We start from the raw sequence: 25,663 nt of genomic DNA, 5'->3' as shown, positions 1-25,663 counted from the left end.
AACCGAGCCGAGGACTGATGCGGCGTGGCAGAATTTGCTCCTTCGCCCCCGTGCGGGGGCGGCGACGTCTGGTACGACGGGGTCACGGGAACACTCCTTCGTTCAACTCCGACCTCAGGGCACGGCCCGTGGCGTCGTCGAAAAGGGTCACGCGCGTGCTGTCGATGGCGGCGGCGGCCGTCTCTCCGGGCCGAACATTCAGACGGGCGTCCACGCGGGCCTTCACCTCGCCCCAAGCGGTGTCCAACGTCACGACTTGGGTGTTGCCCAGATATTCGGTGGCGACGACGCGTCCGCGGACAGGGCCGTCATCCGACAGATCCATATGCTCGGGCCGAACGCCAAGCGCCAGCTTGCCCTGCGCCCCTTCCCGGGCGGTGGGCACGGCGACGTCGGCTTCTCCCAAGCGCACGGAAGACGCGCCTTCGGCAATGCTGCCCTCGAAAGGCAGAAAGTTCATGGACGGATCACCAATGAAGTCGGCAACGAACATCGTGGCCGGAGTGTCGTAGATCTGGCGCGGCGTACCGAACTGCTCGACCACGGCATTGTTCATCACGACAATCTTGTCTCCCATCTGCATCGCCTCCAGCTGATCGTGAGTTACGTAGACAGTGGTGGCGCCCATGCGATCGTGAAGCGCGCGCCGCTCCTCGGCCATGCGCTCGCGGAACTCGGCGTCCAGTGCGCCGAGCGGTTCGTCCATCATGAAGGCCTTCGGTTCGCGCACGATGGCGCGCCCGAGGGCCACGCGCTGTCGGTCCCCACCCGAAAGGCCGCCCACGGGGCGGTCCAGGATGTCTTCGATCCCGAGGATCCGCGCCACCTCCGCGACCTTCTCCTTTATGCGGTCGCGCGACCAACCCTGGCTGACCAGCGGATACTGAATGTTCTTGCGAACATTCATGTGCGGGTAGAGCGCGAACATCTGAAACACCATTGCGATGTCACGCTCTGAGGCGGGACGCCGGCTTACGTCCTCTCCGTCGATCAGAATGGTGCCCGAGGTGGGCAGTTCCAGCCCCGCAATCATGCGCAGCGTCGTCGTCTTGCCGCAGCCCGAGGGGCCCAGCAGCATTAAGAACTCTCCGTCCTCGATGGTGAAACTGCTCTCGCGGACGGCGGTGAAATCGCCGAATTGCTTCCTGAGGTCCCTGATCTCGATCCTAGCCATCGGTGTCACGCCTCTTTTCCACGAGAACCACGAGGTTTCCGTCGGGATCGCGCAATTGCAGGAGATCGACCGCGTCCCCGGGCTCGATCTCCCCGACGGCAAGGCGCGCCTCGGACAGCCGCGCACGCTCGGCCCGAAGATCGTCGACGAAGACCGTCATCGTCCCGTGTCCGGCGGCGGGTGGATTGTGAAACAGCTGGAATCCCGCCCCATCGCCGATATGCCATTCGGCCAGCCCGGACATCGGCCGCATGTCGCATGGCCGCGCGAACAGCGTTTCGAACCAGTCGTGGCTCGCAGTCGCGTCGGAGCACGCGAGCTGGGCGAAGAGGGCTGTGAAAGACATGCGCTAGTCCGGGAAATGCGAGACGACGATGAACATCACCGTGCCCACCAGCGTGACGATGAAGCTGTAGGTGAAGAGGACCAGCGCGAAGGGCTGCATCAACATGAAGACGCCCAGCGCGATCAGGACCATCGCCAGGATCTCCATCGGTCCACGACGCAGCCAGCGGGGCCAGCGGCGACCGGTATGGGAGGGACCGCCCAGGCGCGGCGCGGGCGGCTCGAACACGCCCTGGTCGTCCTCGGGGGGAACGACGCCATAGCCAAGGCCGTATCCCTCGCGGGCAGTGGGGTTGCGCTCGGTCATTTCCTTCCAGCTCCGAAGGTGATGCCTCGCAGCAGGTGGTTTCGCAGCGCGACGGTGAAGATCATCACCGGCAACAGGAACAGTGTCGCCCCTGCCGCGACAGCCGGCCAGTCCAGACCGCCGACGCCGATGATCGTCGGGATGAAGGGGGGTGCCGTCTGTGCGTTGGCGGAGGTCAACAGCACCGCGAACGCGTACTCGTTCCATGCGAAGATCAGACAGAAGATCGCGGTGGACGCGATGCCCGTTGCCGCCTGAGGCAGGACCACTTTGTAGAAGGCCTGGAACCGGGTGTAGCCGTCGATCAGGGCGGCTTCCTCGTATTCGCGCGGGATCTCGTCGATGAAACCCTTGAGCAGCCACACCGCGAGCGAGATGTTTACCGCCGTGTAGAGCAGGATCATTCCCAGATGCGTGTCCGACAGCCCCAACTGTCGGTACATCAGGAAGATTGGGATCGCGACGGCGATGGGCGGCATCATCCGCGTGCTGAGGATGAAGAACAGCAGGTCGTCAGCCAGCGGGATGCGGAAGCGCGAGAAGGCATAGGCCGCCAGCGTCCCGAGGAAGACCGAAAGGAAGGTCGAGCCAAAGCCGATGATGACCGAGTTGACGAACCGCTCGCCGAACTTGGACGGGCCGGCGATCACCATGTCGTACTGGCGTACGATTCGATCGTACCATGTATCCGGCTCGGGCAGGGCGGCCAGCGCCTCGGGCGAGATGCGGGTCCGTGTGGTGAAAAGGTTGACGTAGCCTTCCAGCGTCGGGTCGAAGACCACCTTCGGCGGGTAGGATATGGCGTCGGCGGGTGATTTGAACGCGGTCAGGATGATCCAGATCAGCGGGATCATGGTGATAATCGCGTAGGTCACGACCAAGATGCCGGCGACCCACTTGGACCGGGTGGTGGGGGCCGAGATGGAATAGGCGGACATCTAGCGCTCCCTCACCTTGTTGAGCGCCTTCACGTAGATGGAGGCGAGCCCGAACACGGTCACGAACAGGATGATCGCGTAGGCCGAGGCATAGCCGGTGCGCCATTTCTCGAAGGCCTCGCGCTTGAGGTCTATGGAGGTCAGCGTGGTGATGTTGCCGGGCCCGCCGCCGGTCAGTTGCACCACGAGGTCAAACATCTTGAAATTCTCGATGCCGCGGAACAGCACGGCCAGCATCAGGAAGGGCAGCACCATCGGCACGGTGATGGTGAAGAACTGCCGGATGGGCGAAGCGCGGTCGACGGCAGCCGCCTCGTAGAGGTAGTCGGGGATCGAGCGCAGCCCGGCAAGGCAGATCAGCATAACGAAAGGCGTCCACATCCACGTGTCGACGATCACGATGGCCCAGGGCGCGAGATTGACGCTGCCCAGTATGTCGAAGCTCGACGGATCCTGTCCGCTCAGGAATGCAATGACGTAATTGAACAGACGGATCTGCGGCTGGTAGAGGAACGACCAGAAATTGCCGACCACGGCAGGCGACAGCATCATCGGCAGCACGATGATCGTCGTCCAGAAGGCACTCCCCTTGAACTGACGGTTGATCAGCCAGGCCAGCGCGAAGCCGATCAGCACCTGCAGCGCGATGGTCCAGATCAGGAAATGCGCCGTGGCCTGCATCGACGCCCAGGTGTCGCTGTCGGTGAGGATGCGCTCGTAGTTGCGCAGGCCGACCCATTCGGGTTCGCGGTTCAGGCGGTTGGCGCGGTAGTTCGTGAATGACAGGCGTATCGTCCAGATCAGCGGGAAGATGTTCACCGCCAACAGAAGGAAGATCGTCGGCGCCACGAAGATCCAGGCGATGGCCCGGTCGCTCAGGCCACGGACCTTGCGGGCGACGCGAGCCGGGGTGGCGCGGGCGGCACGGTCGGCGCCGCGATGGATGGGCGTGTCGGACATGAACTCTCCGATCGCGGACCCGTCGGGATCGCGCGCGCCCCGGACCGCATCCGGGAAAGGGGTGGAGGTGGAGCGCGGGGCCGGCGCGTCCGGCCCCGCGCGTGTCGGACGTCAGAGTTTGCCGTCGTCCTCGAAGACTTCGGTCCAGTCCTCGATCAGGGCGTCAAGCGCCTCCTGTGCCGTACCCTGGTCGGCAACGACGTAGTTGTGGACCCGCTCCTGCATGGCCAGCAGAAGCTCGGCGTAAGTCGGTTCCTGCCAGAAATCCTGCACCGCATTCATCGCCTGGAGGAAGTCGCCGGCAAAGGGTTGGCTTTCCTCGAAGGCTGGATCCTCGAGCACAGCGTCATGGACCGCATAGCCGCCGAGGGCCCACCACTGCTTTTGCACCTCTGGCTGGGCGAACCATGCGATGTATTCCAGCGCGGCGTCCTGCTTGTCGGGATAGCTGACCACGGAGATGCCTTGGCCGCCCAGGGTCGAGGCCTCTTGGTTCTGAGGTGGGTTGACGAAGAAATCGATCTTGTCGCCGCCGATATCTGGATCGGCGTAGAGGCCCGGGAAGAACGCGAACCAGTTCATCGCCATCGCAACCTGACCGGATTTGAAGGCGTCGAGGCTCTCGCCCATGTAGCTGTTGGTGTATCCCGGAGGCGTGCAGCATTCGTAGAGCTCCGTGTAGAACTCCAGCGCCTCGACCGCCTCGGGCGAGTTCATCGCGCCGACCATGTCGTAGCTGCCCGGCTCGTTCTCGTATTCGAGTCCCCACGCGTAGAGCGCACCGGTCACGCCCATGGTGATGCCTTCGGACCCGCGCTCAGTGAAAATGGATACGCCATAGCGCTCCTGGCCGTCGATCTCCCGACCCTGGAAGAACTTGGCGATCTCCATCAATTCGCGCTGCGTCTGCGGCTCGCCAAGCGGGCGGCCATGCTCGGCCTCAAAGGCGGCCATGATCTCGGGGTCGGTGAACCAGTCCTTTCGATAGAACCAGCCGTTCGCGTCGCCCATGGCGGGAAGCGCGTAGTAGTTCTCGGTACCCTTGGGCCAGGTCGAGTAGGCATAGACGGCCGCATCGGCGAAATCGTCCATCGAGATATCGCTGGCCTCGAAGAAGTCGTTCAGTTTGACGTAATGGCCGTTCTCGGCACCGCCGCCGATCCACTGACTGTCACCGATCATGAGGTCGCAGAGTTGGCCGCCTGAGTTCAACTCGTTCAGCATCCGGTCCGCGAAGTTCGGCCAGGGCACGAACTCGAAGTTCATGGTGTGACCGGACTGTTCCTCGAAATCCTTGCTGAGCTCGACCAATGCATTGGCCGGGTCCCACGCCGCCCAACACAGCGTCAGATCCTCGGCGGCAGCGGCGGTTCCGAATGTCGCACCGACAAGCGCAAGCGCGCTGGCCGAGGCCAACTGAATCGTCTTCGTGATGTTCCTCCCAGTGACGGGCGCCCGGTCCATGGCCGAATCGTTCCCTATCTCAGGCGGAAATGAGGAACGTACCTCAAGCCTAGGATTTTCTGTGCCGCGTAGGTGCGAGGCGGTGTCCGCAACCGACCGTGGTCCGTTCGGGTGTCCGGTATTTCATTGTCGGCCGCACTTGCTCACGCGCGCCGCCGATCGCCATCGCCCGGTTGCAGGGATCGGTCATGCTCCTCACCGTCGCGGTCGCACCCGCTTCACTCCCTCCTTCCACCTTTCGTGCACATGCAGCCACATCGAGAAGGGTCGCCAGCAAACTCGCATCGAGATGGTCGCCGGGCGCCAGATCGCCTTACGGGCGGACGCACCCGCTGATCACACGCTCGCACTCGGCTGGCTGGAACGACAACAAGACCTCGTATTTGACCTCGGCGATGGGCGAACAGCGATCCCCTGCCCCGCGGATCGCTCGGCCATCTACGTCAATCCGACATCCAGCGACCTGTGGATGCGTCAGGGCGGCGCTTTGGGCATCCTGTTTGTGATCTGCCCGTATACACGCATGATTGAGATACTTGGCCTGATGCCAGGCACTTTCGAGCGCGCGGTGCAGCCGCTTCTTTCTCGACTCCATTTCACAACTTTCGAGCGCCAGTGGGTGAATGCGATCTGGTCCGTCGCCGATAAAGGAGACGCGGCCGACATCCTTTTCGTGGAGCAGGCTTTCCTTACCATCGCCCAATCCGTGCTGCGCGCCGCGCGTCTGCTTCGCGAGACATCTCTCCTGCTGCAGTCGATGTCGTAGGCCTGCGGCTTCTCAAGCGCGGCGTATGTCTCGCGTAGTGTTCGCGCGGGCTACGGGACAACGCCAAGTAGCTTTCAAACCGACAATGCGGGACCCATCGCACGATCCGCCAAAAGCGGCGCCGTCGCTCCTGCCTCGGTGACTCGCCAAAGGACGGTTCGGACGCCGCGTCGCTTCTCGTCACTGAAAAAGCTTGTGTGAGCGGCCTCTCGGACAATTTCTACCTGACTTTGTAGATCAAGGTCCTCTCTGGCCTCACATCGGTCCCGTTCCGCCGAAAGGGAAGGCGGGAAATCGGCTGGACGCCCCCGCCAATCGCAACCCGCCGGCCTTCCGATCCGAATCTAAGGAGAGAGTTCTCCTCCTTTGCAACTCACCAGTTCCAGGCATGCCAAAACCTACATTGGCATAGTTGACCATTTCGTACCCCTATCAGAAGGCCGATCTACGCCCCTTGCAGGAAGCATCCACAGCCTGCAGGGGACGCCGCATCACTGACGGCGATCCGATTGGCGCTCTACCGCACTTAGTCAGCAGCCTACGCTCCGGATCCTCCATCATCCCCTCGCCCCCCGAACGCCTTCAGACAGAGATGGATGCGAGTGATGGATAACTCAGGGGGCGCGAAAGCGCCTCACAGCGCATGAAATATCCACATCTCAGGCCGCAATGACGGCTGAAATCGCCAAGATAGCCCGGTGGCCATGTTCTCTGAGAAGAATGCCCAGAAAGCTGGCGGTGATGGCCGACCCATGTGGCACATCACAATCGGCGGAAGTTGGTGAGCCGTCCGGGACTCGAACCCGGGACCTACTGATTAAAAGTCAGTTGCTCTAACCAACTGAGCTAACGGCCCGCGGGCGGACCTATAGTTGGGTCGGGAGGCGGTCAAGTGACAATCCGCGTCGTTCCGCAGCATTCAATATCGGCATCTGCCGACCGGACACTGTCGATGCACCGCCCTGCGCGGCATGCAGATCGCCCAGCCCGTCGACGGCGCCGAGTGAAACCACGGTCACCCCCTATGGATCAGACACGATGTCCGATCTATGTGGGCGCGATGAATGCGGACACCTCCTCCGGCCTGCCGTTCATGAAGATGCACGGACTGGGCAATGACTTCGTCGTCATCGACGGGCGCGGTGAAAGCCGTGTTGACGCGGATCTGGCGCGCGCGATGGGGGACCGGCACCGCGGGGTCGGTTTCGACCAGCTTGCCTTCATCGAAGGCGCCGACGACGCGCTGCGGCTGACCTTCTACAACGCCGACGGCTCGACCTCGGCGGCGTGCGGAAATGCGACACGCTGCATCGCGGCCTGGGAAATGGATCGCCGGGGAAGCGGGACCCTCGACCTTCTGACCGAACGGGGCGCGCTGCGGGCAGAGCGGCGGGACGGGGTCGTGGCCGTTAACATGGGCGCCCCGATCCTCGACTGGAGGGAGATCCCCCTCGCCCACGAAATCTGCACACTTCATCTGCCCATTGCCGGCGATCCGGTGGCCACCGGGATGGGCAATCCGCATTGCACGTTCTTCGTCGACGATGCCGAGGCGGAAGATTTGTCGGTCTACGGGGCGCACGAGACGCATGATCTCTTCCCCCAGCGGACCAACGTCCAGATCGCCAGCGTCGTCGGGCCCGATCACCTCAGGGTGCGCGTCTGGGAACGGGGCGTCGGGCCGACATTGGCCAGCGGCTCGTCGTCCTGCGCCGTGACCGTGGCGGCGGCGCGGCGGGGGATCACCGGGCGCGCGGTTCGGGTCGATCTGGACGGCGGAACGCTGATGATCGACTGGCGCGAGGACGGCGTCTGGATGAGCGGGCCCACATCGTATGTTTTCGATGGGGTCTGGTATGGGTAAGGCGACCCCGATCCTGTCCAATCACGGCTGTCGGCTGAATGCCTACGAGACCCACGCGATGGAGGCGATGGCCCGCGAGGCGGGTCTGGATGTGGTAATCGTCAACACCTGCGCCGTCACGCAGGAAGCGGTGCGCAAGGCCCGGCAGGACATTCGCCGCCTGCGCCGGAACCATCCCGACCGACGCATCGTCGTCACCGGCTGCGCGGCACAGACCGGCCCCGACGGGTTCGCTGCCATGGAAGAGGTCGATCACGTGATCGGCAATTCCGAGAAGATGCGGCCAGCCACCTGGACCGGCCTGGCGACGGGAGACACCGAACCGGTGCAGGTCGACGACATCATGTCCGTGACCGAGACGGCCGGCCATCTGATCGACGGGTTCGGCACCCGCTCTCGCGCCTATGTTCAGGTCCAGAACGGCTGCGACCATCGCTGTACCTTCTGCATCATACCCTTCGGCCGCGGGAATTCCCGCTCTGTCCCGGCCGGTGTCGTCGTCGATCAGGTCCGGCGCTTGGTCGAGGGCGGCTATGCCGAGATCGTCCTGACGGGCGTCGACATGACATCCTGGGGGGCCGACCTTCCGGGGCAGCCGCGTCTGGGCGACCTGTGCGCGCGCATCCTGAAGCTTGTGCCCGGACTGCCGCGCCTGCGGATCAGCTCCATCGACTCGATCGAGGTGGACGATGCGCTGATGCGCCTGATCGCGGAGGAGCCCCGGCTGATGCCGCATCTGCATCTTTCGCTCCAGCACGGGTCCGACCTGATCCTGAAGCGGATGAAGCGGCGCCATCTGCGGGACGATGCGATCCGGTTCTGCGAAGAAGCCCGCCGCCTGCGCCCCGACATGACGTTCGGCGCCGACATCATCGCCGGCTTCCCGACCGAGAGCGATGCCCATTTCGAGGACTCGCTGAGGCTGGTCGAGGATTGCGATCTCACTTGGCTGCACGTCTTCCCCTATTCCGTGCGTCCGGGAACGCCCGCCGCGCGGATGCCGCAGCTTCCGGGCGACGTGATCCGGACACGGGCGTCGCGACTGCGCGAAGCGGGAGCGCGCGCCGTCACGCGCCATCTGGCCGGACAGGCGGGCCGGACGCATTCGGTCCTGATGGAGCATCCGCGCATGGGCCGAACGGAGCAATTCGCGGAGGTCCGGTTCGACACGGACCAGCCGGAAGGACGGATCGTGCGCGCCCGCATCACCGGTCGGGCGGAGACGCATCTGATAGCGGAATCGGCGCCAGCGGCCTGAGAATCATCACCGGGGCCGGCGCTTGACCACAGGCGCACGATCCGACGATGCAGTCACAGCCGGTCGTGTTCCGTGCTGTCGATCCGTGCAAATCCATCGGCAACATGGGCAAGTCGATGCCGATCGGTGTTGCCTCATCCGCAGCCATGTCGGATGCGAAATCGAGGAGACACGCGATGCACCCGAACCCCGCCTTTCGCCAGACCGAAACCGACCGCGCACTGCAATTCGCGCGCGGGCGCGGCTTCGGAGTCCTCGCGATCAATGGCGCGAGTGGGCCGCTGATCTCTCACGTGCCGTTCCTGTTGAATCCGGCCGGCGATGCGCTCGACCTGCACCTTGTCCGATCCAACCCGATCGTGAGGGTGCTGGAAGCTCCGTCCGAAGCGGTCATCGCCGTCAACGGGCCGGACGGGTACGTCTCGCCGGACTGGTACGAGGTGCCGGATCAGGTGCCGACCTGGAATTACGTCGCGGTGCATCTCAGGGGCACGCTGCACCGCCTGCCGCAGGAGGAGATGCATGACATGCTCGACCGGCAATCGTCCGATTTCGAGGGCCGCCTGCCCAAGAAACCCTGGACGACCGCAAAGATGTCACCGGATGCCCTGGACAGGATGATGCGCCAGATCGTCCCCTGTCGGATGCGGATCGACGACGTGCGAAGCACGTTCAAGCTAAATCAGAACAAGCCGGACCCGGTCCGGCTGTCGGCGGCCGATGGCATGGAAGCCTCTGGAATTGGATACGAGACGGTGCTTCTGTCGCGGATGATGCGCGACCCCGAGGGAGAGATCTGATGCAGCTTTTGAGTTCCGGGGCCTCGCCCTTCGCACGAACTTGCCGTGTCCTCCTGATCGAGACCGCGCAGGACGATGTCGAGATCGTCGACGTCACGGCCAGCCCGATGGGAGGCGACGCATCGCTGAACGCCGCGAATCCGTCGGGCAAGATACCGGCGCTCCTGCGGGAGGACGGGCCCGCGATCTACGACAGCCGGGTGATCTGCCGGTTCCTCGATCAACGTGCGGGTTCCGGTCTCTACCCCGAAAGCCGCCTGTGGGAAATCCTCAGCCTCGAGGCGAACGCCCACGCGGTCATGGAGGCCGCCATCGCGATCACATACGAGAAGCGCCTGCGCCCCGAAGCGCTCTGGTGGCCGGACTGGTTCGACGCTCAATGGGCCAAGATCGCCCGATCCCTCGACGCGATGGAAGCGCGGTCGATGCCGCTGCTGGAGGGGCCCTTGAACATGGCGCAGGTCGCGGTCGGCTGCGCCCTGGGGTATCTGGATCTGCGCCACGACGGCCGGGCTTGGCGAACGGGCCGCGACACTCTGAAGGCGTGGGAGGCGCGATTCGCCGAGCGGCCATCAATGCAGGCCACGCGGCCCGCCCCGTGACCGCACGGCTGCTGACCGGATCCGTCTACGGATTTTCGCTGGCACTCCTCGCGCTGGTCGGGATGGTTTTCGTGATACTCGCGTTCGGCTGGGACGGCGAGACCGTGATCCTCGCGATCGGCGGCGTCGGCGAGACCAAGGCGGACGAGGCGCTGGCCTGGGCCGCGGCGTGCGACACGCTTCTCCCCATCGGATACGGGGCGGGCTTCTGCCTTTTGGGCATCGGCCTCGACCGCGGTCTGGCCGGAGGGGCGGTCGTCGCGTTGGCATCCGTCGGCGTCGCAGCGGACTTCATCGAGAACGCGATGGTCCTGGCCTACGCCAGTCCGATCACGACGGGGTTGAAATTCGGCGCGCTGGGTTTGAGCGGGTTCATCCTGGTCACGCTTCTGCCCGGGGGAACGAAGCTCCAGATGGTGGCCAAGGCGGTTGGCTGGGTGGGGATGCCCCTTTCCTTTGCCGCGTCCCACTTGGTCGAGCCATCCGCGATCCTCTCCGTCCTTTCGCTTGCGGCGACATTCGGTTTGCTCGCACTCGTGGCCCGGCAGGTGTCGCGATGATCGCGCGTCACGACGAGTTGCCGCCCGAAGCCGTCGCGATCAGGCGCGCCGTCTTCATAGAGGAACAGGGCATCCCGGAGCCGCTCGAACTGGATGGCACGGATCCGGGCTTCACCCACTGGGTACTGCACGAAAACGACCACCCCGTGGCCACCCTGCGCAGCAAGGTGACCGACGGCGAAGTCAAGATCGGTCGCGTCGCCACCCTGGCCAGAGCGAGGGGCCGGGGCCATGCGAAGCGATTGATAGAGGCCGCGATGGAGGCGGCCCGGCGGGATGGCGCCACGCGCGCCTACCTGTCAGCGCAGGAAACGGTCATCCCCTGGTATGAGAGCCTGGGCTTCACTGCCGAGGGTCCGCCCTACGACGATGCGGGCATCCCGCACCGCGACATGAGGAAAGGGCTTTGACGGCAACGGTCTTCTTTGCCGTCCTTCTGGCCGCCCTTCTGCATGCCGGATGGAACGCGGTGGTGAAGGGCGGGTCGGACAAGCTCGCCAGCATGGCGGGCATGTCCATAGGCCACGCGGTACCGGGCGCGCTCGCGATTCTCGTCCTTCCGGCGCCGGCGCCGGAGGCCTGGCCGTGGATCGCCTTCAGCGTCGCGCTGCATTTCGGTTACCAATGGTTCCTGTTGCGCTCCTATGAACTCGGCGATCTCAGCCAAGTCTATCCCATCGCGCGTGGATCTGCCCCGGTGATCGTGACGCTGGTTTCGGTCGCGTTCCTCGGGGCGGCCCTGACCGGCCAGCAACTGCTCGCGATCGGCCTGATCGCGATCGGGATCCTCTCCATCGGCGCCGCCCGGGCGGGCCGTGCCGCGCCTCAGGCGATCCTTGCGGCGCTGATTACGGGTCTCTTCATCGCAAGCTATTCGCTGGCAGATGGAATCGGTGCGCGGCTTTCCGACAGTCCGGTCGCCTTTTTCGGCTGGGTCGCGTTCCTGGGCGCGTTCCCGTTCGCGCTCTACACCCGCCTCAAGCGTCCCGGCCTTCTCTTGCAGTTGCCCAAGGCCGCCCCCGCGGCCTTCTTCGGCGGCGGCTGGGCCAGCTTCACGGCCTATGCGATCGTCGTCTGGGCATTCACGCAGGCGCCCTTGGCCCTCGTGACGGCGCTTCGCGAGTCGTCGATCATCTTCGCGGTCCTGATCGGCGCGCTGGTCCTGAGAGAGCGGGTGGATCTGGCGCGCGCGGCCTCGGTTTTCCTGACGCTCTGCGGGGTCGTCCTGATGCGTCTGGCACGCTGAGATGCGACCATCCGTCCGATCCGGCTACCCTCCTGGATCGCGTGCGTTACATTGTCCGCTGGCATCTACGAGCGTTATCGCGCTATAGGCCCGCGAAACCGCGCTGGCAGATCCCGCGTTCTAACGTGCATCGACTGCCGTCAAGTCTTGGAGAGTGAGACGTGTCCCAAGCCGAAGACCAAAACTACATGCGCCGCGACTTTCTCTACTACGCCACCGGTGCGGCCGGCGTAGTGGTGACGGGTGCGGCGGTCTGGCCCCTGATCAATCAGATGAATCCCTCGGCCGACGTGCTGGCCCTGTCGACGATCCCCGTCGACGTCGCCGGCCTCGAGCCCGGGACGCAGATCACCGCGATGTGGCTGGGCAAGCCGGTTTTCATCCGGCGCCGGACCGAGGAAGAAATCGCCGCCGCGCGCGAGACCGATGGCGAGGTCGACAGCCTTCCCGATCCGCTGGCGAACAACGAGAACATCGAAGCCGAGGCATCCGCCGCCGACGAAAACCGGTCCATCGCCGACTTTTCGGGCGAGAATACCGGCGAGTGGCTGGTCATGATGGGTGTCTGCACGCATCTGGGCTGCGTTCCGCTGGGCAATGCCGGCGATTTCGGCGGCTGGTTCTGCCCGTGCCACGGCTCCCACTACGACACTGCCGGCCGCATCCGTCGCGGCCCCGCGCCCCGGAACCTACCGGTTCCCCCGGCGCAGTTCACTGACGAAACAACGATTCTGCTCGGATAAGGAGAGGATTCTATGGCTGGTATCCCCCACGACCATTACGAGCCGAAGACTTCCGGCGAAAAATGGGTCGAGAGCCGCATTCCGATCATCGGGCTGCTCTACAACACCCTGATGATCCCTACCCCCAAGAACCTCAACTGGATGTGGATCTGGGGCATCATCCTGACGTTCACGCTGGTCCTTCAGATCGTGACCGGCATCGTGCTGGTCATGCACTACACGCCCCATGTCGATCTGGCCTTCGCCTCGGTCGAGCACATCATGCGCGACGTGAACGGCGGTTGGGCGCTGCGCTATATCCACCAGAACGGCGCATCGCTGTTCTTCGTGGCGGTCTACGCGCACATCTTCCGCAATCTTTACTACGGGTCCTACAAGGCCCCGCGAGAGATCACGTGGATTCTGGGCATCCTGATCTACCTGCTGATGATGGGCACGGCCTTCATGGGCTACGTTCTGCCTTGGGGTCAGATGTCCTTCTGGGGCGCGACGGTGATCACCGGCCTCTTCGGCGCGATCCCGTTCATCGGTGAGGGCCTCCAGACCTGGCTGCTGGGCGGACCGGCAGTTGGCAACGCGACGCTGACGCGTTTCTTCTCGTTGCACTACCTGATGCCGTTCCTGATCCTGGGCCTCTCGATCGTGAAGATCTGGTCCTTCCACTCCACCGGCAACAACAACCCCACCGGGGTCGAGGTGCGCCGCACCTCGAAGGCTGAAGCCAAGGCGGACACGCTGCCGTTCTGGCCCTACTTCGTGATCAAGGACCTCTATGCCCTTGCGATCATCCTGCTGGTCTTCTTCGCCATCGTCGGCTTCATGCCCAACTATCTGGGTCACCCCGACAACTACATCGAGGCGAACCCGCTTGCGACGCCCGCGCACATCGTGCCGGAATGGTACTTCCTGCCCTTCTACGCGATCCTGCGTGCCTTCACGTCCGACGTCTGGATCGTGATGTTCTTCAACTGGATCTCGGGCGGGATCATCGACGCGGCCTTCTTCGGCGTGCTCGCCATGTTCGGCGCGATCGCGGTCATGGCCTTCGCGCCCTGGCTCGACACGTCGTCGGTCCGCTCGGGTCGGTACCGTCCGATGTTCAAGTGGTGGTTCTGGCTGCTTGTGGTCGACTTCTTCTTCCTGATGTGGCTGGGCTCCATGCCCGCCGAAGAGCCGTGGGCCTCGCTGTCGCTGCTCGGATCGGCCTACTGGTTCGCCTACTTCCTGGTGATCCTGCCGCTCCTGGGCGTCATCGAGAAGCCGCTGCCGCGTCCGGCGACCATCGAACAGGACTTCGCGGAGCATTACGGCTCGGACACCGATGGCGGCACGGGCACAGGCATGCGCCTGCCCGGCGAAAAGGCGGCCACGCCCGCGGAGTGATGGAAATGATGAAGAAACTCACCACCGCCCTCGCGGCACTGACCCTCTCGACCTCGGCGGCTTTTGCCGCCGGGAAGGCGGGAGAGGTGACCGACTACGCGTTCCCGTTCGAAGGTCCGTTCGGCACCTACGATCAGAACCAGCTCCAGCGCGGCCTGAAGGTCTACACCGAGATCTGTTCGGCCTGCCACGGCATCAAATACGTGGCGTTCCGCAACCTCGCGGATGAAGGCGGCGTCGGCTTTACCGAAGAAGAGGCGACCGCCTATGCGGAGCTGTTCGAGGTGTTCGACCCGTCGCTGAACGACGGTCTCGGGGATTTCCGTCCGGCCGCCCTGACCGACAAGTTCCCAGAGAACAACTCGGTCGGCGCGCCCGATCTGTCGCTCATGGCGAAGGCACGGGCCGGGTTCAGCGGCCCATACAACCTTGGGATCAACCAGATCATCAAGGGAATGGGCGGTCCCGAATACATCGCGTCTCTCTTGATGGGCTATACCGGCGAGGAGATGGAGCAGGCCGGGAGCATCCTGTACGAGAACACCGCGTTCCCGGGCGGATGGATCAGCATGGCGCCGGTCATCTATGGCGATGATGTCGTATTCGACGACGGGTCGCCTACCGACGCTGAAAGCATCTCGAAAGACGTTGCTGCATTCCTGATGTGGACCGCCGAGCCAAAGCTGGCCGCGCGCAAGCAGATGGGTCTCGTCGCGATCCTGATGCTCGGCATCCTGTCGGTGCTGCTCTACTTCACGAACAAGAAGATCTGGGCGCCGGTCAAACCGCACAAGAAGGTGAACACACCGGCAGAATGATCTGCCCCGGACAGATTGAGATAGGGCGCCTTCGGGCGCCCTTTTTCATTCGCCCAGGTACTCGCGCAGCGCGTTCGGCGGATCGGAAAAGAGGTCTGCGGTCGGACGGGGTTCCTGCAGCTTGCCTTCGGCGATGAATGCAGTCCGGTCCGCGATCCTCTTTGCGTCCTCCGGATCGTGGGTGACCATCAGCACGGATAGCCCCTCGTCCCGTGCCGTGCGCTCGACGAGGTCGAGCATTTCGGATCGAAGCGCAGGCCCGAGGGCGGAGAACGGTTCGTCCAGCAGCAGCCAGGGGCGCGCCCGCAAGAGAGCGCGGGCAAGGGCGGCGCGGGATTGCTGGCCCCCGGAAAGGTCCCGTGGCAACCGGTCCCCCAGTCCAGCCAGCCCGACCTGACGCAAAACCTCGTCCCGCCGTTCGACCTGTGTTTCGTTGAGGCGCAGATCGGGGCGCAGGCCCAACCCGACGTTCCGGGCTATGGAAAGATGCGGGAAGAGGTTCTGATCCTGAAACAGGATGGAAAGGGGCCTTTCACCGGGTGCGATGCCGGCCATGTCCCGTTCGTCGATCAGGATACGTCCCGATACCGGCGCTAGGAACCCGGCGATCGCGGCCAGCAGCGTCGATTTCCCGGAACCACTCGCTCCGATCAGGGCGGTCACGCCACCGCTTGCGATGGTCGCGTCTGCGCGAAGGGTGAAGTCTCCAAGCGAGATGCGCAGGTCATCGAGCGTCAGCATGGCGGCCTCCCCGCTCGAAGACCCAGAACAGGCCCAGAGCCAGAACCACGAGGATCAGGGCGGCGGCCTTTGCCTCTTCCAGCCGGTAGCTGCCCATGAGTTGATACATCGCCAGCGGCAGGGTCGCATCGCCCGGCCGCGCGAAAAGCGCGATGACGCCCAGGTCGCCAGCGGAAAGCGCCGCGGTCAGCCCCATCGCATAGCCGAGGGGCCGCCGCATTCGCGGCAGACCGACCAGACGCAACCATGTCCAACCGCTTAGACCCAGCGATGCGGCGAGTCGGCCGTGGTCGCCAGTCACATCCTGCGCCGCCGGGATCAGGGCGCGGAGCGCAAAGGGCAGGGCCAGCATCACGTTCACGCCCGCCGTCACCGGCAAGGCAAGCGCGACCGGGTTCGCGACGGGCAAGAGGATCAGATAGAGGCCGACTCCGAGGACAAGTGGGGACGCCGTGAGCGTCAGGGCACCCGCCACCTCGACCCAGTCGCGCCCCCGCGCGACAGCCAGCGCCATCGGCAAGGCAAGAGCCGCTGTCGCGAACGCGGCCGTCATGGCGATTGCCAGCGATCTCAGCGCGGCCCACCAGACCGAGGAAGGCAGGGACAGCACCGCAAGCACTCCATCGGCCAAGACGGCGGCCATCGGCATCAGCAGGAACCCGCAGGCCGCAAGGATCGCGACCCAGTCTTGCCACCGAAGCCATCCCCCCGAGTCCCAGCGGCGGACGGTCCGGTCCAGGCCCGCCCCGAACCCGGACGGAAGTGCCAGACGAAACGTCAGCAGTGCGGCCAAAGCACCGATGGCCAACTGGATCGCCGCAAGCGCCGAGGCGCGCCCCAGGTCGAAGTCGAACCGAAAAGCCTGATAAATCGCCAGTTCGACCGTCGTCGAGCGCGGCCCCCCGCCCAGGGCGAGGGCGATGGCGAATGACATGGTGCAGATCAGAAAGATCACGAGGAACACGCCGGGCGCGATGGCGCGCAGCATCGGCCATTCCAGCAGGCGAAACGTGTCCTTGGCTGTAAAGCCCAGCGATGCCGCGAGACGCAGGCGCTCTCCCGGCAAGGAGAGCCAGCCCTGCAGAATCAGACGCACGGCCAGCGGCATGTTGAAGAACACGTGCGCCAGGATGACGCCCTGTGGACCGTAAAGCGGCAAGTCCAGCGCGCCCAACCAGCCCGACCGGCCGAAGACGGCAATCAGACCCAGAACGGCGACGAGGGTCGGCAGGATGAACGGCGCCCCCAGAAGCAGGATCACCACACCGCGGCCGACGAAGTGCCGCCGCGCCAGCGCCCGTGCGACCGGCACTGCGAACAGCACCGACAGGGCGGCCGACACCGCCGCCTGCCAGAGCGTGAACCACAACGCGCCCCAGTCCCGCGCGGGCAGGGCGGCCCAGCCCTCGGCGCGCCAGGCGACCGCGATCAGGGGCAGGATCAGCGCCGCGATCAGCGCTGCCGCGACGGCCTGCCCCAACCGTGAAGATGTCAGCGGCGCAGTCCCGTCTGGAAGGCCTCGACCACATCATCGCGCAGCGCCTCCGCCTCTTCGGGCGTATAGACGAGTGCCGTCTCCGGCAGGGCCAGCTTCTCGAAGCCCGCTGGAAGCTCGCCCGCCTGCTTGGCCGGGAAGGACCAGTTGCCGGTCGGAATGATCGACTGGAATTCGGGCGACAGGACGAAATCCATGAAGGCCTGAGCCAGTTCGGGCTGGTCGGTCCCGGCAAGCTGTGCCGCCGTCTCGACCATCACGTAATGCCCTTCGGGAAAAATCGCAGCCGCCTTGGTGTCGTCCTCTTCGGCGATGATGTGGTAGGCGGGCGAGGTCGTGTAGGACAGCACCATGTCCGCCTCGCCTTCGGTGAACATGCCGTAGCTCTCGGACCATCCGGCCGTCACCGTGACGATATTGTCCGACAGCGCGGCCCAGGCTTCATCCGCCTCGTCGCCGAAGACGGCGTTCATCCAGAGGCCCAGGGCCAGACCGGACACCGAGGAGCGGGGATCCTGCACGACGATCCTCAGATCGTCGGGCGCGTCCAGCAGGTCGGCGAAGCTGGCCGGAACGTCTTGCAGGCGGGTCCGGTCGTAGACAAAGGCGGTGTGGCCCCAGTTGAACGGCAGGAAGGTTTCGTCCGTCCAGTCGACGGGCAGCGTCAGGCCGGACAGGTCGACATTGTGAGGAGCGAACAGCCCGGTCTCGCGCGCCGGCTGCGCGGTGTCGGTATTCAGTCCGATCACGACATCGGCCTGCGTGTTCTCGCCCTCCAGCCGCAGGCGGGGCAGCACGTCGCCTGTGACGTATTCGAGCGTATGGCCCGTCTCGGCCTCGAAGGCTTCGGCGATGGCAGGGCCGGGGCCCCATTCGCTGGCGAAGTAGTCGGGGGCGTAGACGGTCAATGTCTCGGCGCAGGCTTGCGCGGCGATGAACGTCAATCCCGTTGCGATGGTGATCCTCATCTCTCACTCCATAGCGACGGGCGGATGGCGAGGAGCGGGTGCACCTTCCCTCCGCCGGTCTTAACCGGTTCAGGTTCAACGGGTTCGCGCGGACGCGCATCTCAGCCTGACGAGCAGGCACCCCGAGGTGGAACCAAACCTATCGTGGGGACCTTCCGGCGTCCAGCGCCACTCAGGCGCGCAGCCAGACGGCCTGATACGGGGCCAGACCGATCAGGTTTCCCGACCTTCCGGGCGGCTGGCCGGTCAACAGGTCGATCGCACCGGGCGGCACGTCGAGACCCACGCTCTGGGGATGTTCCGTGAAGTTGCACAGACAGCTGATCGTCCGGTCATCGCCAAGACGGAGGTAGGCAAAGACGCCGCGGTTGCCTGTGTCAATCACGCGGGTCGGGACATCCGAGGCCAGTTGCATCGTCCGTTTCCTCACGGACAGGATGTGCTGCGTGCCGCGATAGATGCGGCCGTGCGGCCCATCGCCCGCCATCGCTTCAGCGGCACGCGTCCAGTCCATGGGCGGCCGCTGCATCCAGCGCCCGTCATCGGCCTTGACCGGATCGGACAGGTAGCCGTCGTCGTTCAGAAGGCCGATCTCGTCGCCCATGTAGATCAACGGCACGCCTCCGTAGGATGCGATCAGTGCATGCCCCAGCAGGATGCGCGCGACCGCCAGGTCGACCTGCGCGGAATCGTCGGCGTCGAGTGCGGCCTCCAGTCCCGCAAGCGATGCGAAACTCCCATTCGTCCGCTTGTCCCCCGTCTCCGGATTGACCTGGAAGTCCGCGCCCCGTGCAAAGCTGCCGGGAAACCGGCCCGCATAGTAGTCGGCGAGAAAGGCGCGGTGCTCGGGAGCCGTGATGCCGGGCACATGGGCCGTGTCCTCCGGCGTGATCGCCCACCCTATGTCATCGTGGCAGCGGATGTAGGTCGCGAAACAGGCGCGTTGGAACCGCTCGGGGAAGTGGGTGCGCAGGACGTGCGTCATCAACCGCGTGTCACGGGCCGCCAGCGATGACCAATATTGCACCATGAGGTTGTTATGGTAGGCCAACTGGCTCTCGCGGCCCTGATGGCTCTCCATGCCCAGATAGGGGACGAGGTCGGCCGGTCCCACGATCGCCTCGGCCTTGTGGATGACGGCGGGCGCGGCGATCCGGGTCGCTTGGGTCAACGCCTGAAGGATGTCATGCACTTCCGGCAGGTTCTGGCAGATCGTGCCGATCCGCTTCCACATGAAGGCCACGGCATCCAGCCGGAACACCTCGACCCCCTTGTTCGCCAGGAACAGGATCGTGTCGAGGATCGCGAGATAGACCTCCGGGTTTTCCCAGTTCAGGTCCCACTGGTACTCGTTGAACGTGGTCCAGACCCATTTTCCCATCTCGGGGTAGTAGGTGAAGTTGCCGGGCGCCTGGTCCGGAAAGATCTCCAGCAGGGTCTCCTCGTAGGCGCGGGGCAGCGTCTCGTCATCGAACATGCGGTAGAACGCTTGGTAGAACGGATCGCCGTCGCGAGCCTTCCGGGCCCAGTCATGCTCCTTCGCGGTGTGGTTCAGCACCATGTCGATGCAGGTGCTCATCCCCGCCTCGCGAAGCGCCAGCGTCGCCTCCCGGAAATCCGTCATCGAGCCCAGCGCCGGGTCGATCCGCCGATAATCCATCACCGCGTAACCCCCGTCGGATTGACCGGGGCGGGGCATCAGGCAGGGCATGACATGGGCATAGGTGACGCCCAGATCGCGCAGATATCCGATGCGCGACGGCAGATCGCGGAACCCGCCGGCAAAGCGGTCCACGTAGAAGACGTAGGCGACCATCTCTTCGGAGAGAAACCAGTTCGGGTCGAGATCCCGTACGAGATCGAGCTGCCGCAGATCGGCCGGGCGCTTTCGCCAATGCGACTCGAGAAGGTCGCGCAGACGCTCCATCAGGGCATCGACGTCGTGGGCAGGGCCGTAAAGCCGCGTCAGCGGTCCGATCAGGTCACGCCGACCCCGGCGCCAGCGGAGATCGAATGCGCCATCCTGTGTCAGGCCACGGCCGGTCTTCGTCATCGGATCCTCCCATCGGGCAACACCGGGACGGCGTCCGGGTTTCCCGATCTCCGCGTCGCATGGATCATCGCGCCGGGAAAGAGCGCGGGTTGCGTGGCGTGCGCCCCACCCCTAATGCCCTTGGCCGAAGGAGATCGCGTCCGTGTCGCTCAATACATTCGGTCATCTGTTTCGCGTCACCACCTGGGGCGAGAGCCATGGGCCGGCTCTGGGGGCCACGATCGACGGCTGCCCCCCCGGCATCGCGGTGTCCGAGGCCGATCTGCAGGTCTGGCTCGACAAGCGGAAGCCGGGACAATCTAAGCACACGACCCAGCGCAAGGAGCCCGACGCCGTCGAGATCCTGTCCGGCACATTCGAGGGCCGCACGACCGGCACGCCGATCCAGTTGATGATCCGGAACACGGATCAGAGGTCCAAGGATTACGGCGACATCGCCGAGAAATTCCGTCCCGGCCACGCCGACATCACCTATTGGCAGAAATACGGCATCCGCGACTATCGCGGCGGCGGCCGGTCCAGTGCGCGGGAAACGGCCGCGCGGGTCGCGGCCGGTGGCGTGGCACGGGCGGCGCTGTCCACGATTGCACCCGATGTGACGGTCACGGGCTACATGACCGCGATGGGTCCGCTGGATATCGACCGCGCCCGCTTCGACTGGGAGGAGATCGGGCGAAACGATTTCTGGTGCCCCGACCCGGTCGCCGCGGAGGAATTCGCCGCTCATCTCGACTGGCTGCGCAAGGACGACCACAACTCGGTCGGCGCGATCATCGAATGCGTCGCGCGGGGCGTTCCGGCGGGACTGGGTGCGCCGGTCTATGGCAAGCTCGACACCGATCTCGCCGCGGCGATGATGTCGATCAACGCGGTCAAGGGCGTCGAGATCGGCGAAGGCATGGAGGCCGCGCGCCTCACGGGCCGGGACAACGCCGACGAGATATCCATGGGACCCGACGGACCGGTCTATTCCTCGAACCATGCCGGGGGGATCCTAGGCGGGATCAGCACCGGACAGGACGTGGTGGTGCGGTTCGCCGTCAAGCCCACCTCGTCCATCCTGTCGGAGCGGCGCACGATCACCAAGTCGGGCGAAGAGACGACGCTGATCACCAAGGGCCGCCACGATCCCTGTGTCGGGATCCGCGCCGTGCCGGTGGCCGAGGCGATGATGGCCTGCGTGATCCTGGACCATCTGCTGCTGGATCGCGGACAGACGGGTGGCGCGCGCGGGCCGATCGGCTAGGACGCGGCGCGAACGAATTCGTCCGGCCAACTCCGTCCGTCGACCAGCGAGAGAAGGGCCCGGATATAGGCCTCACCCTCCGTTTCCCGCACGAGGCGCACCAGATCGTCGGTGCGCGGATCGTCCAACCGCTCTCCGGCCTCGTTCCGGGATCGCAGGAACCGGGCCCATGCCGAGAAAGCCGCGGCGATCATGGCGGAGTCCTCACCCTTCGCGATCAGGTCGGCAGCGGTGTCGAGCCATCGCACGGGCACTTTCTCGGATCCGTCCATGGCGATCTGCAACAACGCGTGGTCGAGGTTCGGATTGGCAAACCGTTCGAGCAGCGCGTCGCGATAGGCAGCGAGATCGCCTTCAGCGAAGGCCCCCACCGTGCGCGCCGCCGCATCCATCAGCCCGACCGCCGCCTTTCGCAGGTCCGGATCCGCCACCGCCTCGTGGACATTGCGATGCCCGGCCAGATGCCCCGCATAGGCCAGAAGAGAATGCGCCCCGTTCAGCATCCTGAGCTTGCGCTTCTCATAGGGGGCGACGTCGTCCACGAATGCGACACCCGCCCGCTCCCAGCGGGGCCGAGGACCCGCAAAAGCGTCTTCGATGACCCATTCGGTGAATGCTTCTGTCTCGACCGGCGCGGCATCGTCCAACCCCAGTTCGCGGCGGATTTCCGATCGCAGGTCTTCGGTCGTCCGTGGCGTGATCCGGTCGACCATGGAGCAGGGAAACCGCGTCCCGGCCGGCAAAGCCAGACCCGCCACCTGCGCGAAGTCCCGCACCGCCCACTCCAGCACCCGGCCATTCGACGGAAGGTTGTCGCAACTCAGGACGGTCATCGGACCGTTCCGCCTCGCGAGGCCCCGCGCCAGGAACCCCACCAGACTGCGAGGGTGTGCAGAAGTCAGGTCGTGTCCGATATCGGGGTGATGCAAATCCAGCGTGCCGTCGCGGAGGCAATAGCCCTTCTCCGTCACCGTGATCGTCACCAGCGGAATGCCCGGATCAGCGATCGCGGCGAGAACCGCGTCGGGATCTTCGGGAGCGACGAGGACGTCCCGAACGACCGTGATGCGCCGATACTCGGTTCCGCCCCTGTCCTTGACTGCCAGCGTGTAGTCCCAGTCCTGCGGCCGCAGCCGGTCCCTCACGTCCGGCGAGCGCAGAGAGACGCCGATGATATCCCATCCGCCGGCCTCTTGCGTCGCCGGAGCCTGGTGAGCGCGGTGAAAAGCGCCGAGACCGATATGGAGCTGTGTGGGCATCTGGACTCCGGCTTGCGGGGACATGGCTTTGCCGCCACCATCACAGCCGGATGCGGGGAGGGGAAGATGAAGCAGACATGGCGGTGGTTCGGTCCGAACGACCCGATCCCCCTTGCTTATCTCAAACAGGCCGGGGTCGAGGGCGTCGTGACCGCGCTCCATGATGTGCCACCCGGGGAGGTCTGGACGAGCGAGCGGATCGCGCGCCGTGTCGACCGCATCGCACAGGCGCCGGGGCATCCGACGCTCGACTGGACGGTCGCCGAAAGCCTCCCGGTTTCCGAAGCGATCAAGACCAAGGGTCCCGATCGCGCAACGCATATCGCCGCGTACAGGGAAAGCCTGCGCAACCTTGCAGCCGCCGGGGTCGAGGTCGTCTGCTACAACTTCATGCCGGTGCTCGACTGGACGCGCACGGAGCTTAATGCGCCGATGTCTCATGGTGGCACGGCGATGGCTTTCGACCTTGCCCGGTTCGTCGCCTTCGACGTCCACATCCTCGCCCGCCCTGGCGCGCGGGACGATTACGGCGAGGCGATCCTCGACGCTGCGGACCAGCTGAGTTTCGAGATGAGCGATACAGACCGGGGAACATTGCTCGACACGATCGTCAAAGGCCTGCCCGGCGCGGCCGAAAGCTGGGGCCTGTCAGAGCTTCGCGAACGTCTGTCGGCTTATGACGCCATTGATGCGACCGCCTTGCGGAGCAACCTCGACGACTTCCTCGCCGATGTGATCCCAGAGTCAGAGCGTCTGGGCCTGCGCCTGTGCTGCCATCCCGACGACCCGCCCTTCCCGCTACTGGGTCTGCCACGCATCGTCTCGTCTCGGGCCGACTACAAACGGCTGGTCGACGCCGTGCCAAGTCCGGCGAACGGCATCACCTTCTGTACCGGATCGCCTGGCGTGGCGGATGATTTCGACGGCGCCGCCTTCGTCGAGGCGCTGGGCGGTCACATCCATTTCGTCCATCTCCGCAACACGCGCCGACGCGAGCCGCGCGATGGCCTTCGCGTCGGTTTCCACGAGGCAGAGCATCTGGACGGCGATACCGACATGGTCGCCACGATCCGCGCCCTCATGCGGGAACAGGCGCGCCGTCTGGCGGAAGGGCGCACGGACTGGCGCATTCCGATGCGCCCCGATCATGGGCAGACGATCCTGACGGACGATCCGGCGACGGCCACGCCGGGCTACCCGCTGGCCGGGCGGGCAAGGGGTCTTGCCGAAATCCGGGGCGTCATGGCGGCCTGCGCATGATCGATGGCGTTCTCTCGATCGGCGAGTGCATGGTCGAGTTCGGCCCGGCCGAATGCCCCGGCCTGTTCCGCAGGGCCTTCGCCGGCGACACCTTCAATACCGCTTGGTACATGCGCCGACGACTGTCCCGCGACATCCCCGTCCACTACCACACGGCAGTCGGGACGGATGCGATCTCGGATGCCATGGTGCGCTTCATCGAGGATGCCGGAATCGAGACTGGCTCGATCGCGCGGGACACGGGCCGGACGATCGGTCTCTACACGATTCACCTGAGCGACGGAGAGAGGAGCTTCACCTACTGGCGGGACGGATCCGCGGCGCGCCTGCTTGCCGGCCATCCGCTGAACCCGCCCGGGCAGCGGCCCCTCGTCTACCTGTCTGGCATCACGCTCGCGATCCTGTCGTCCCCGGATCGCACAAGCCTGATGGAAGGGTTGGCAGAGCTTCGGGCGCAGGGTGCCGTCATCGCCTTCGATCCCAACATCCGGCCCCGGTTGTGGGAGGACGCGGACATCGCATGCAAGACGATCACGGCGATGGCGGATGAAAGCGATATCGTGCTGCCCTCTTTCGACGACGAGGCGGCGGCTTTCGGGGATGCCGATCCGAGCGCCACGCTAGAGCGCTATGCGGCCGCTCCGTGCGTGATCGTCAAGAACGGCCCCGAGGCCATCACGATCCGCTCTGACGGAGAAATCTCGACGCGTCCGGCGCATGTGACGCAAAAGATCGTGGACACGACGGCCGCCGGGGATTCATTCAATGCCGGCTTTCTGGCCGCCTACATCAAGGGTGAGCCCGTCACGTCCTGCGTCGAGGAGGGAGCCGCGCTGGCCGCCCGGGTGGTCGGCCAGCACGGAGGTCTTTGCGACGTTGCCTGAGGATCAGGGCAGAAGGACGCCGGAAATGACGTGGATCACACCGTTCGACGCCTCGACATCCGGCGTGATGACCGGAATGCCCTCTACCGTGACGCCATTGCGGCCGTCGACATGCAGGTTCTGGCCCTGAACCGTCGGGATCGACCCACGGCGGCCCACAATCGCGGATGCCGGGTAGAGGCCTGGTGCGACGTGGTAGGTCAGGATGCTGGTGAGCTGGTCGCGGTTCTCGGGCAGCAGCAGGCTGTCCACCGTCCCGGCCGGCAGCGCGGCAAAGGCATCGTCGGTGGGGGCGAAGACGGTGAAGGGGCCGGGGCCCTTGAGCGTCTCGACCAGTCCCGCGGCCTGAACGGCAGCCACCAGTGTGTTGAAGTTGCCCGCACCGGATGCGACGTCGACGATGTCGCCTGCACCCGAGGCTGTCGTCGCGCAGCCCGTCAGAGCCAGCGTTCCGACGGAGGCAGCGCCGAGGGTCAGTGCGCTGCGGCGGTTCAGAATGAGGGTCATGCGGGTCTCCCTGTTCGCATTT

Annotated in this window: 26 protein-coding genes, 1 tRNA gene and 1 riboswitch; of the genes, 14 read left to right on the top strand and 13 right to left on the bottom strand. The window is 65.1% G+C overall.

The annotated features are described in order from the left end of the window. Positions 1–82: 82 nt before the first annotated feature. The 6 genes from jaqu_RS16560 to jaqu_RS16535 form a co-directional block, all read right to left on the bottom strand. Entirely contained in the window at positions 83–1,174 is a 1,092-nt protein-coding gene (locus tag jaqu_RS16560; protein WP_043920094.1) for an ABC transporter ATP-binding protein, read from the bottom strand. Beyond that, entirely contained in the window at positions 1,167–1,520 is a 354-nt protein-coding gene (locus jaqu_RS16555; protein ID WP_043920093.1) for a VOC family protein, read from the bottom strand. Before jaqu_RS16555 ends, jaqu_RS16560 begins: the two co-directional genes overlap by 8 nt. A gap of 3 nt (positions 1,521–1,523) precedes the next feature. Then, positions 1,524–1,826 (bottom strand): hypothetical protein, encoded by a 303-nt coding sequence (locus tag jaqu_RS16550; RefSeq protein ID WP_201774380.1) that lies wholly within the window; start codon positions 1,824–1,826, stop codon positions 1,524–1,526. Further along, on the bottom strand, positions 1,823–2,764 hold the full coding sequence (locus jaqu_RS16545) for a carbohydrate ABC transporter permease (RefSeq protein WP_043920092.1): 942 nt from the start codon (positions 2,762–2,764) through the stop codon (positions 1,823–1,825). Before jaqu_RS16545 ends, jaqu_RS16550 begins: the two co-directional genes overlap by 4 nt. Further along, positions 2,765–3,724, bottom strand: a complete 960-nt coding sequence (locus jaqu_RS16540) for a carbohydrate ABC transporter permease (RefSeq protein WP_043920091.1) — start codon at positions 3,722–3,724, stop codon at positions 2,765–2,767. Between the two features lie 111 nt (positions 3,725–3,835). Next, positions 3,836–5,188: an ABC transporter substrate-binding protein gene (locus jaqu_RS16535; RefSeq protein WP_043920090.1), complete on the bottom strand. Its 1,353-nt coding sequence runs from the start codon at positions 5,186–5,188 to the stop codon at positions 3,836–3,838. 139 nt (positions 5,189–5,327) lie between these two features. Between jaqu_RS16535 and jaqu_RS16530 the strand changes: the two genes are divergently transcribed. Further along, complete coding sequence (locus jaqu_RS16530) at positions 5,328–5,954, top strand: hypothetical protein (protein WP_141134289.1); 627 nt, start codon at positions 5,328–5,330, stop codon at positions 5,952–5,954. A 779-nt stretch (positions 5,955–6,733) separates the two neighbouring features. Here the strand turns inward: jaqu_RS16530 and jaqu_RS16525 are convergent. Further along, positions 6,734–6,810, bottom strand: a tRNA-Lys gene (locus tag jaqu_RS16525). Positions 6,811–6,978: 168 nt separating this feature from the next. Between jaqu_RS16525 and dapF the strand changes: the two genes are divergently transcribed. From dapF to jaqu_RS16475, 10 genes are all read left to right on the top strand, one after another. Continuing rightward, entirely contained in the window at positions 6,979–7,818 is an 840-nt protein-coding gene (dapF, locus tag jaqu_RS16520; RefSeq protein ID WP_236687880.1) for a diaminopimelate epimerase, read from the top strand. Then, positions 7,799–9,076 carry a tRNA (N(6)-L-threonylcarbamoyladenosine(37)-C(2))-methylthiotransferase MtaB gene (mtaB, locus tag jaqu_RS16515; protein WP_084629942.1) on the top strand — a complete coding sequence of 426 codons (1,278 nt, stop codon included), beginning with the start codon at positions 7,799–7,801 and terminating at the stop codon, positions 9,074–9,076. The genes dapF and mtaB overlap by 20 nt, the downstream gene beginning before the upstream one ends. A 176-nt stretch (positions 9,077–9,252) precedes the next feature. Further along, positions 9,253–9,876, top strand: coding sequence for an FMN-binding negative transcriptional regulator (locus jaqu_RS16510; protein WP_043920230.1), 624 nt, complete (start codon positions 9,253–9,255; stop codon positions 9,874–9,876). Then, positions 9,876–10,478: a glutathione S-transferase family protein gene (locus tag jaqu_RS16505; protein WP_043920087.1), complete on the top strand. Its 603-nt coding sequence runs from the start codon at positions 9,876–9,878 to the stop codon at positions 10,476–10,478. Before jaqu_RS16510 ends, jaqu_RS16505 begins: the two co-directional genes overlap by 1 nt. After that, complete coding sequence (locus jaqu_RS16500) at positions 10,475–11,038, top strand: hypothetical protein (protein WP_043920086.1); 564 nt, start codon at positions 10,475–10,477, stop codon at positions 11,036–11,038. Before jaqu_RS16505 ends, jaqu_RS16500 begins: the two co-directional genes overlap by 4 nt. Next, positions 11,035–11,448 (top strand): GNAT family N-acetyltransferase, encoded by a 414-nt coding sequence (locus jaqu_RS16495; protein WP_043920085.1) that lies wholly within the window; start codon positions 11,035–11,037, stop codon positions 11,446–11,448. Before jaqu_RS16500 ends, jaqu_RS16495 begins: the two co-directional genes overlap by 4 nt. Further along, positions 11,445–12,284, top strand: a complete 840-nt coding sequence (locus jaqu_RS16490; RefSeq protein WP_043920084.1) for an EamA family transporter — start codon at positions 11,445–11,447, stop codon at positions 12,282–12,284. Before jaqu_RS16495 ends, jaqu_RS16490 begins: the two co-directional genes overlap by 4 nt. A gap of 161 nt (positions 12,285–12,445) precedes the next feature. Continuing rightward, positions 12,446–13,027 carry a ubiquinol-cytochrome c reductase iron-sulfur subunit gene (petA, locus tag jaqu_RS16485; RefSeq protein ID WP_043920083.1) on the top strand — a complete coding sequence of 194 codons (582 nt, stop codon included), beginning with the start codon at positions 12,446–12,448 and terminating at the stop codon, positions 13,025–13,027. A 12-nt stretch (positions 13,028–13,039) separates the two neighbouring features. Further along, on the top strand, positions 13,040–14,410 hold the full coding sequence (locus jaqu_RS16480) for a cytochrome b (protein WP_043920082.1): 1,371 nt from the start codon (positions 13,040–13,042) through the stop codon (positions 14,408–14,410). A gap of 5 nt (positions 14,411–14,415) precedes the next feature. Next, a complete protein-coding gene (locus tag jaqu_RS16475) occupies positions 14,416–15,228 on the top strand; it encodes a cytochrome c1 (protein WP_043920229.1) in 813 nt (270 codons plus the stop codon). Between the two features lie 45 nt (positions 15,229–15,273). Here the strand turns inward: jaqu_RS16475 and jaqu_RS16470 are convergent, their stop codons facing one another. From jaqu_RS16470 to jaqu_RS16455, 4 genes are all read right to left on the bottom strand, one after another. Continuing rightward, the gene (locus jaqu_RS16470; RefSeq protein WP_043920228.1) at positions 15,274–15,969 is read right to left on the bottom strand and encodes a thiamine ABC transporter ATP-binding protein; all 696 of its coding nucleotides are present in this window, start codon (positions 15,967–15,969) and stop codon (positions 15,274–15,276) included. After that, entirely contained in the window at positions 15,953–17,449 is a 1,497-nt protein-coding gene (locus jaqu_RS16465) for an ABC transporter permease family protein (RefSeq protein ID WP_089268313.1), read from the bottom strand. The genes jaqu_RS16470 and jaqu_RS16465 overlap by 17 nt, the downstream gene beginning before the upstream one ends. 11 nt (positions 17,450–17,460) lie before the next feature. Then, positions 17,461–18,432, bottom strand: a complete 972-nt coding sequence (gene thiB, locus jaqu_RS16460; RefSeq protein WP_043920080.1) for a thiamine ABC transporter substrate binding subunit — start codon at positions 18,430–18,432, stop codon at positions 17,461–17,463. Positions 18,433–18,461: 29 nt separating this feature from the next. Continuing rightward, a riboswitch (TPP riboswitch) is annotated at positions 18,462–18,567 on the bottom strand. A 37-nt stretch (positions 18,568–18,604) separates the two neighbouring features. After that, positions 18,605–20,485: an alpha-amylase family glycosyl hydrolase gene (locus tag jaqu_RS16455; protein WP_043920079.1), complete on the bottom strand. Its 1,881-nt coding sequence runs from the start codon at positions 20,483–20,485 to the stop codon at positions 18,605–18,607. Positions 20,486–20,627: 142 nt separating this feature from the next. Between jaqu_RS16455 and aroC the strand changes: the two genes are divergently transcribed. Continuing rightward, positions 20,628–21,731, top strand: coding sequence for a chorismate synthase (gene aroC, locus jaqu_RS16450; protein ID WP_043920078.1), 1,104 nt, complete (start codon positions 20,628–20,630; stop codon positions 21,729–21,731). Here aroC and jaqu_RS16445 read toward each other — a convergent pair. Next, positions 21,728–22,990 (bottom strand): mannitol dehydrogenase family protein, encoded by a 1,263-nt coding sequence (locus jaqu_RS16445; RefSeq protein WP_052501023.1) that lies wholly within the window; start codon positions 22,988–22,990, stop codon positions 21,728–21,730. The genes aroC and jaqu_RS16445 overlap by 4 nt on opposite strands. Positions 22,991–23,056: 66 nt before the next feature. On the opposite strand from jaqu_RS16445, the gene uxuA reads away from it, so the two are divergent. After that, the gene (uxuA, locus tag jaqu_RS16440) at positions 23,057–24,250 is read left to right on the top strand and encodes a mannonate dehydratase (protein WP_043920077.1); all 1,194 of its coding nucleotides are present in this window, start codon (positions 23,057–23,059) and stop codon (positions 24,248–24,250) included. Then, positions 24,247–25,134, top strand: a complete 888-nt coding sequence (locus jaqu_RS16435) for a sugar kinase (protein ID WP_043920076.1) — start codon at positions 24,247–24,249, stop codon at positions 25,132–25,134. Before uxuA ends, jaqu_RS16435 begins: the two co-directional genes overlap by 4 nt. Positions 25,135–25,137: 3 nt before the next feature. Here the strand turns inward: jaqu_RS16435 and jaqu_RS16430 are convergent, their stop codons facing one another. Next, on the bottom strand, positions 25,138–25,641 hold the full coding sequence (locus jaqu_RS16430) for a fasciclin domain-containing protein (protein WP_084629938.1): 504 nt from the start codon (positions 25,639–25,641) through the stop codon (positions 25,138–25,140). Positions 25,642–25,663 lie beyond the last annotated feature (22 nt).

Source organism: Jannaschia aquimarina (genome assembly GCF_000877395.1).
Lineage (GTDB): Bacteria > Pseudomonadota > Alphaproteobacteria > Rhodobacterales > Rhodobacteraceae > Jannaschia > Jannaschia aquimarina.
The sequence above is the reverse complement of the archived record's forward strand: the minus strand, read 5'-3'. Positions and strand labels throughout refer to the sequence as shown.

What these genes read in the sequence shown, in the direction of transcription:
- jaqu_RS16560 (WP_043920094.1), bottom strand. Translation starts at nt 1,174, where the DNA reads ATGGCTAGGATCGAGATCAGGGACCTCAGGAAGCAATTCGGCGATTTC.
- jaqu_RS16555 (WP_043920093.1), bottom strand. Translation starts at nt 1,520, where the DNA reads ATGTCTTTCACAGCCCTCTTCGCCCAGCTCGCGTGCTCCGACGCGACT.
- jaqu_RS16550 (WP_201774380.1), bottom strand. Translation starts at nt 1,826, where the DNA reads ATGACCGAGCGCAACCCCACTGCCCGCGAGGGATACGGCCTTGGCTAT.
- jaqu_RS16545 (WP_043920092.1), bottom strand. Translation starts at nt 2,764, where the DNA reads ATGTCCGCCTATTCCATCTCGGCCCCCACCACCCGGTCCAAGTGGGTC.
- jaqu_RS16540 (WP_043920091.1), bottom strand. Translation starts at nt 3,724, where the DNA reads ATGTCCGACACGCCCATCCATCGCGGCGCCGACCGTGCCGCCCGCGCC.
- jaqu_RS16535 (WP_043920090.1), bottom strand. Translation starts at nt 5,188, where the DNA reads ATGGACCGGGCGCCCGTCACTGGGAGGAACATCACGAAGACGATTCAG.
- dapF (WP_236687880.1), top strand. Translation starts at nt 6,979, where the DNA reads ATGGATCAGACACGATGTCCGATCTATGTGGGCGCGATGAATGCGGAC.
- mtaB (WP_084629942.1), top strand. Translation starts at nt 7,799, where the DNA reads ATGGGGTCTGGTATGGGTAAGGCGACCCCGATCCTGTCCAATCACGGC.
- jaqu_RS16510 (WP_043920230.1), top strand. Translation starts at nt 9,253, where the DNA reads ATGCACCCGAACCCCGCCTTTCGCCAGACCGAAACCGACCGCGCACTG.
- jaqu_RS16505 (WP_043920087.1), top strand. Translation starts at nt 9,876, where the DNA reads ATGCAGCTTTTGAGTTCCGGGGCCTCGCCCTTCGCACGAACTTGCCGT.
- jaqu_RS16495 (WP_043920085.1), top strand. Translation starts at nt 11,035, where the DNA reads ATGATCGCGCGTCACGACGAGTTGCCGCCCGAAGCCGTCGCGATCAGG.
- jaqu_RS16480 (WP_043920082.1), top strand. Translation starts at nt 13,040, where the DNA reads ATGGCTGGTATCCCCCACGACCATTACGAGCCGAAGACTTCCGGCGAA.
- jaqu_RS16475 (WP_043920229.1), top strand. Translation starts at nt 14,416, where the DNA reads ATGATGAAGAAACTCACCACCGCCCTCGCGGCACTGACCCTCTCGACC.
- jaqu_RS16470 (WP_043920228.1), bottom strand. Translation starts at nt 15,969, where the DNA reads ATGCTGACGCTCGATGACCTGCGCATCTCGCTTGGAGACTTCACCCTT.
- thiB (WP_043920080.1), bottom strand. Translation starts at nt 18,432, where the DNA reads ATGAGGATCACCATCGCAACGGGATTGACGTTCATCGCCGCGCAAGCC.
- jaqu_RS16455 (WP_043920079.1), bottom strand. Translation starts at nt 20,485, where the DNA reads ATGACGAAGACCGGCCGTGGCCTGACACAGGATGGCGCATTCGATCTC.
- jaqu_RS16445 (WP_052501023.1), bottom strand. Translation starts at nt 22,990, where the DNA reads ATGCCCACACAGCTCCATATCGGTCTCGGCGCTTTTCACCGCGCTCAC.
- uxuA (WP_043920077.1), top strand. Translation starts at nt 23,057, where the DNA reads ATGAAGCAGACATGGCGGTGGTTCGGTCCGAACGACCCGATCCCCCTT.
- jaqu_RS16435 (WP_043920076.1), top strand. Translation starts at nt 24,247, where the DNA reads ATGATCGATGGCGTTCTCTCGATCGGCGAGTGCATGGTCGAGTTCGGC.
- jaqu_RS16430 (WP_084629938.1), bottom strand. Translation starts at nt 25,641, where the DNA reads ATGACCCTCATTCTGAACCGCCGCAGCGCACTGACCCTCGGCGCTGCC.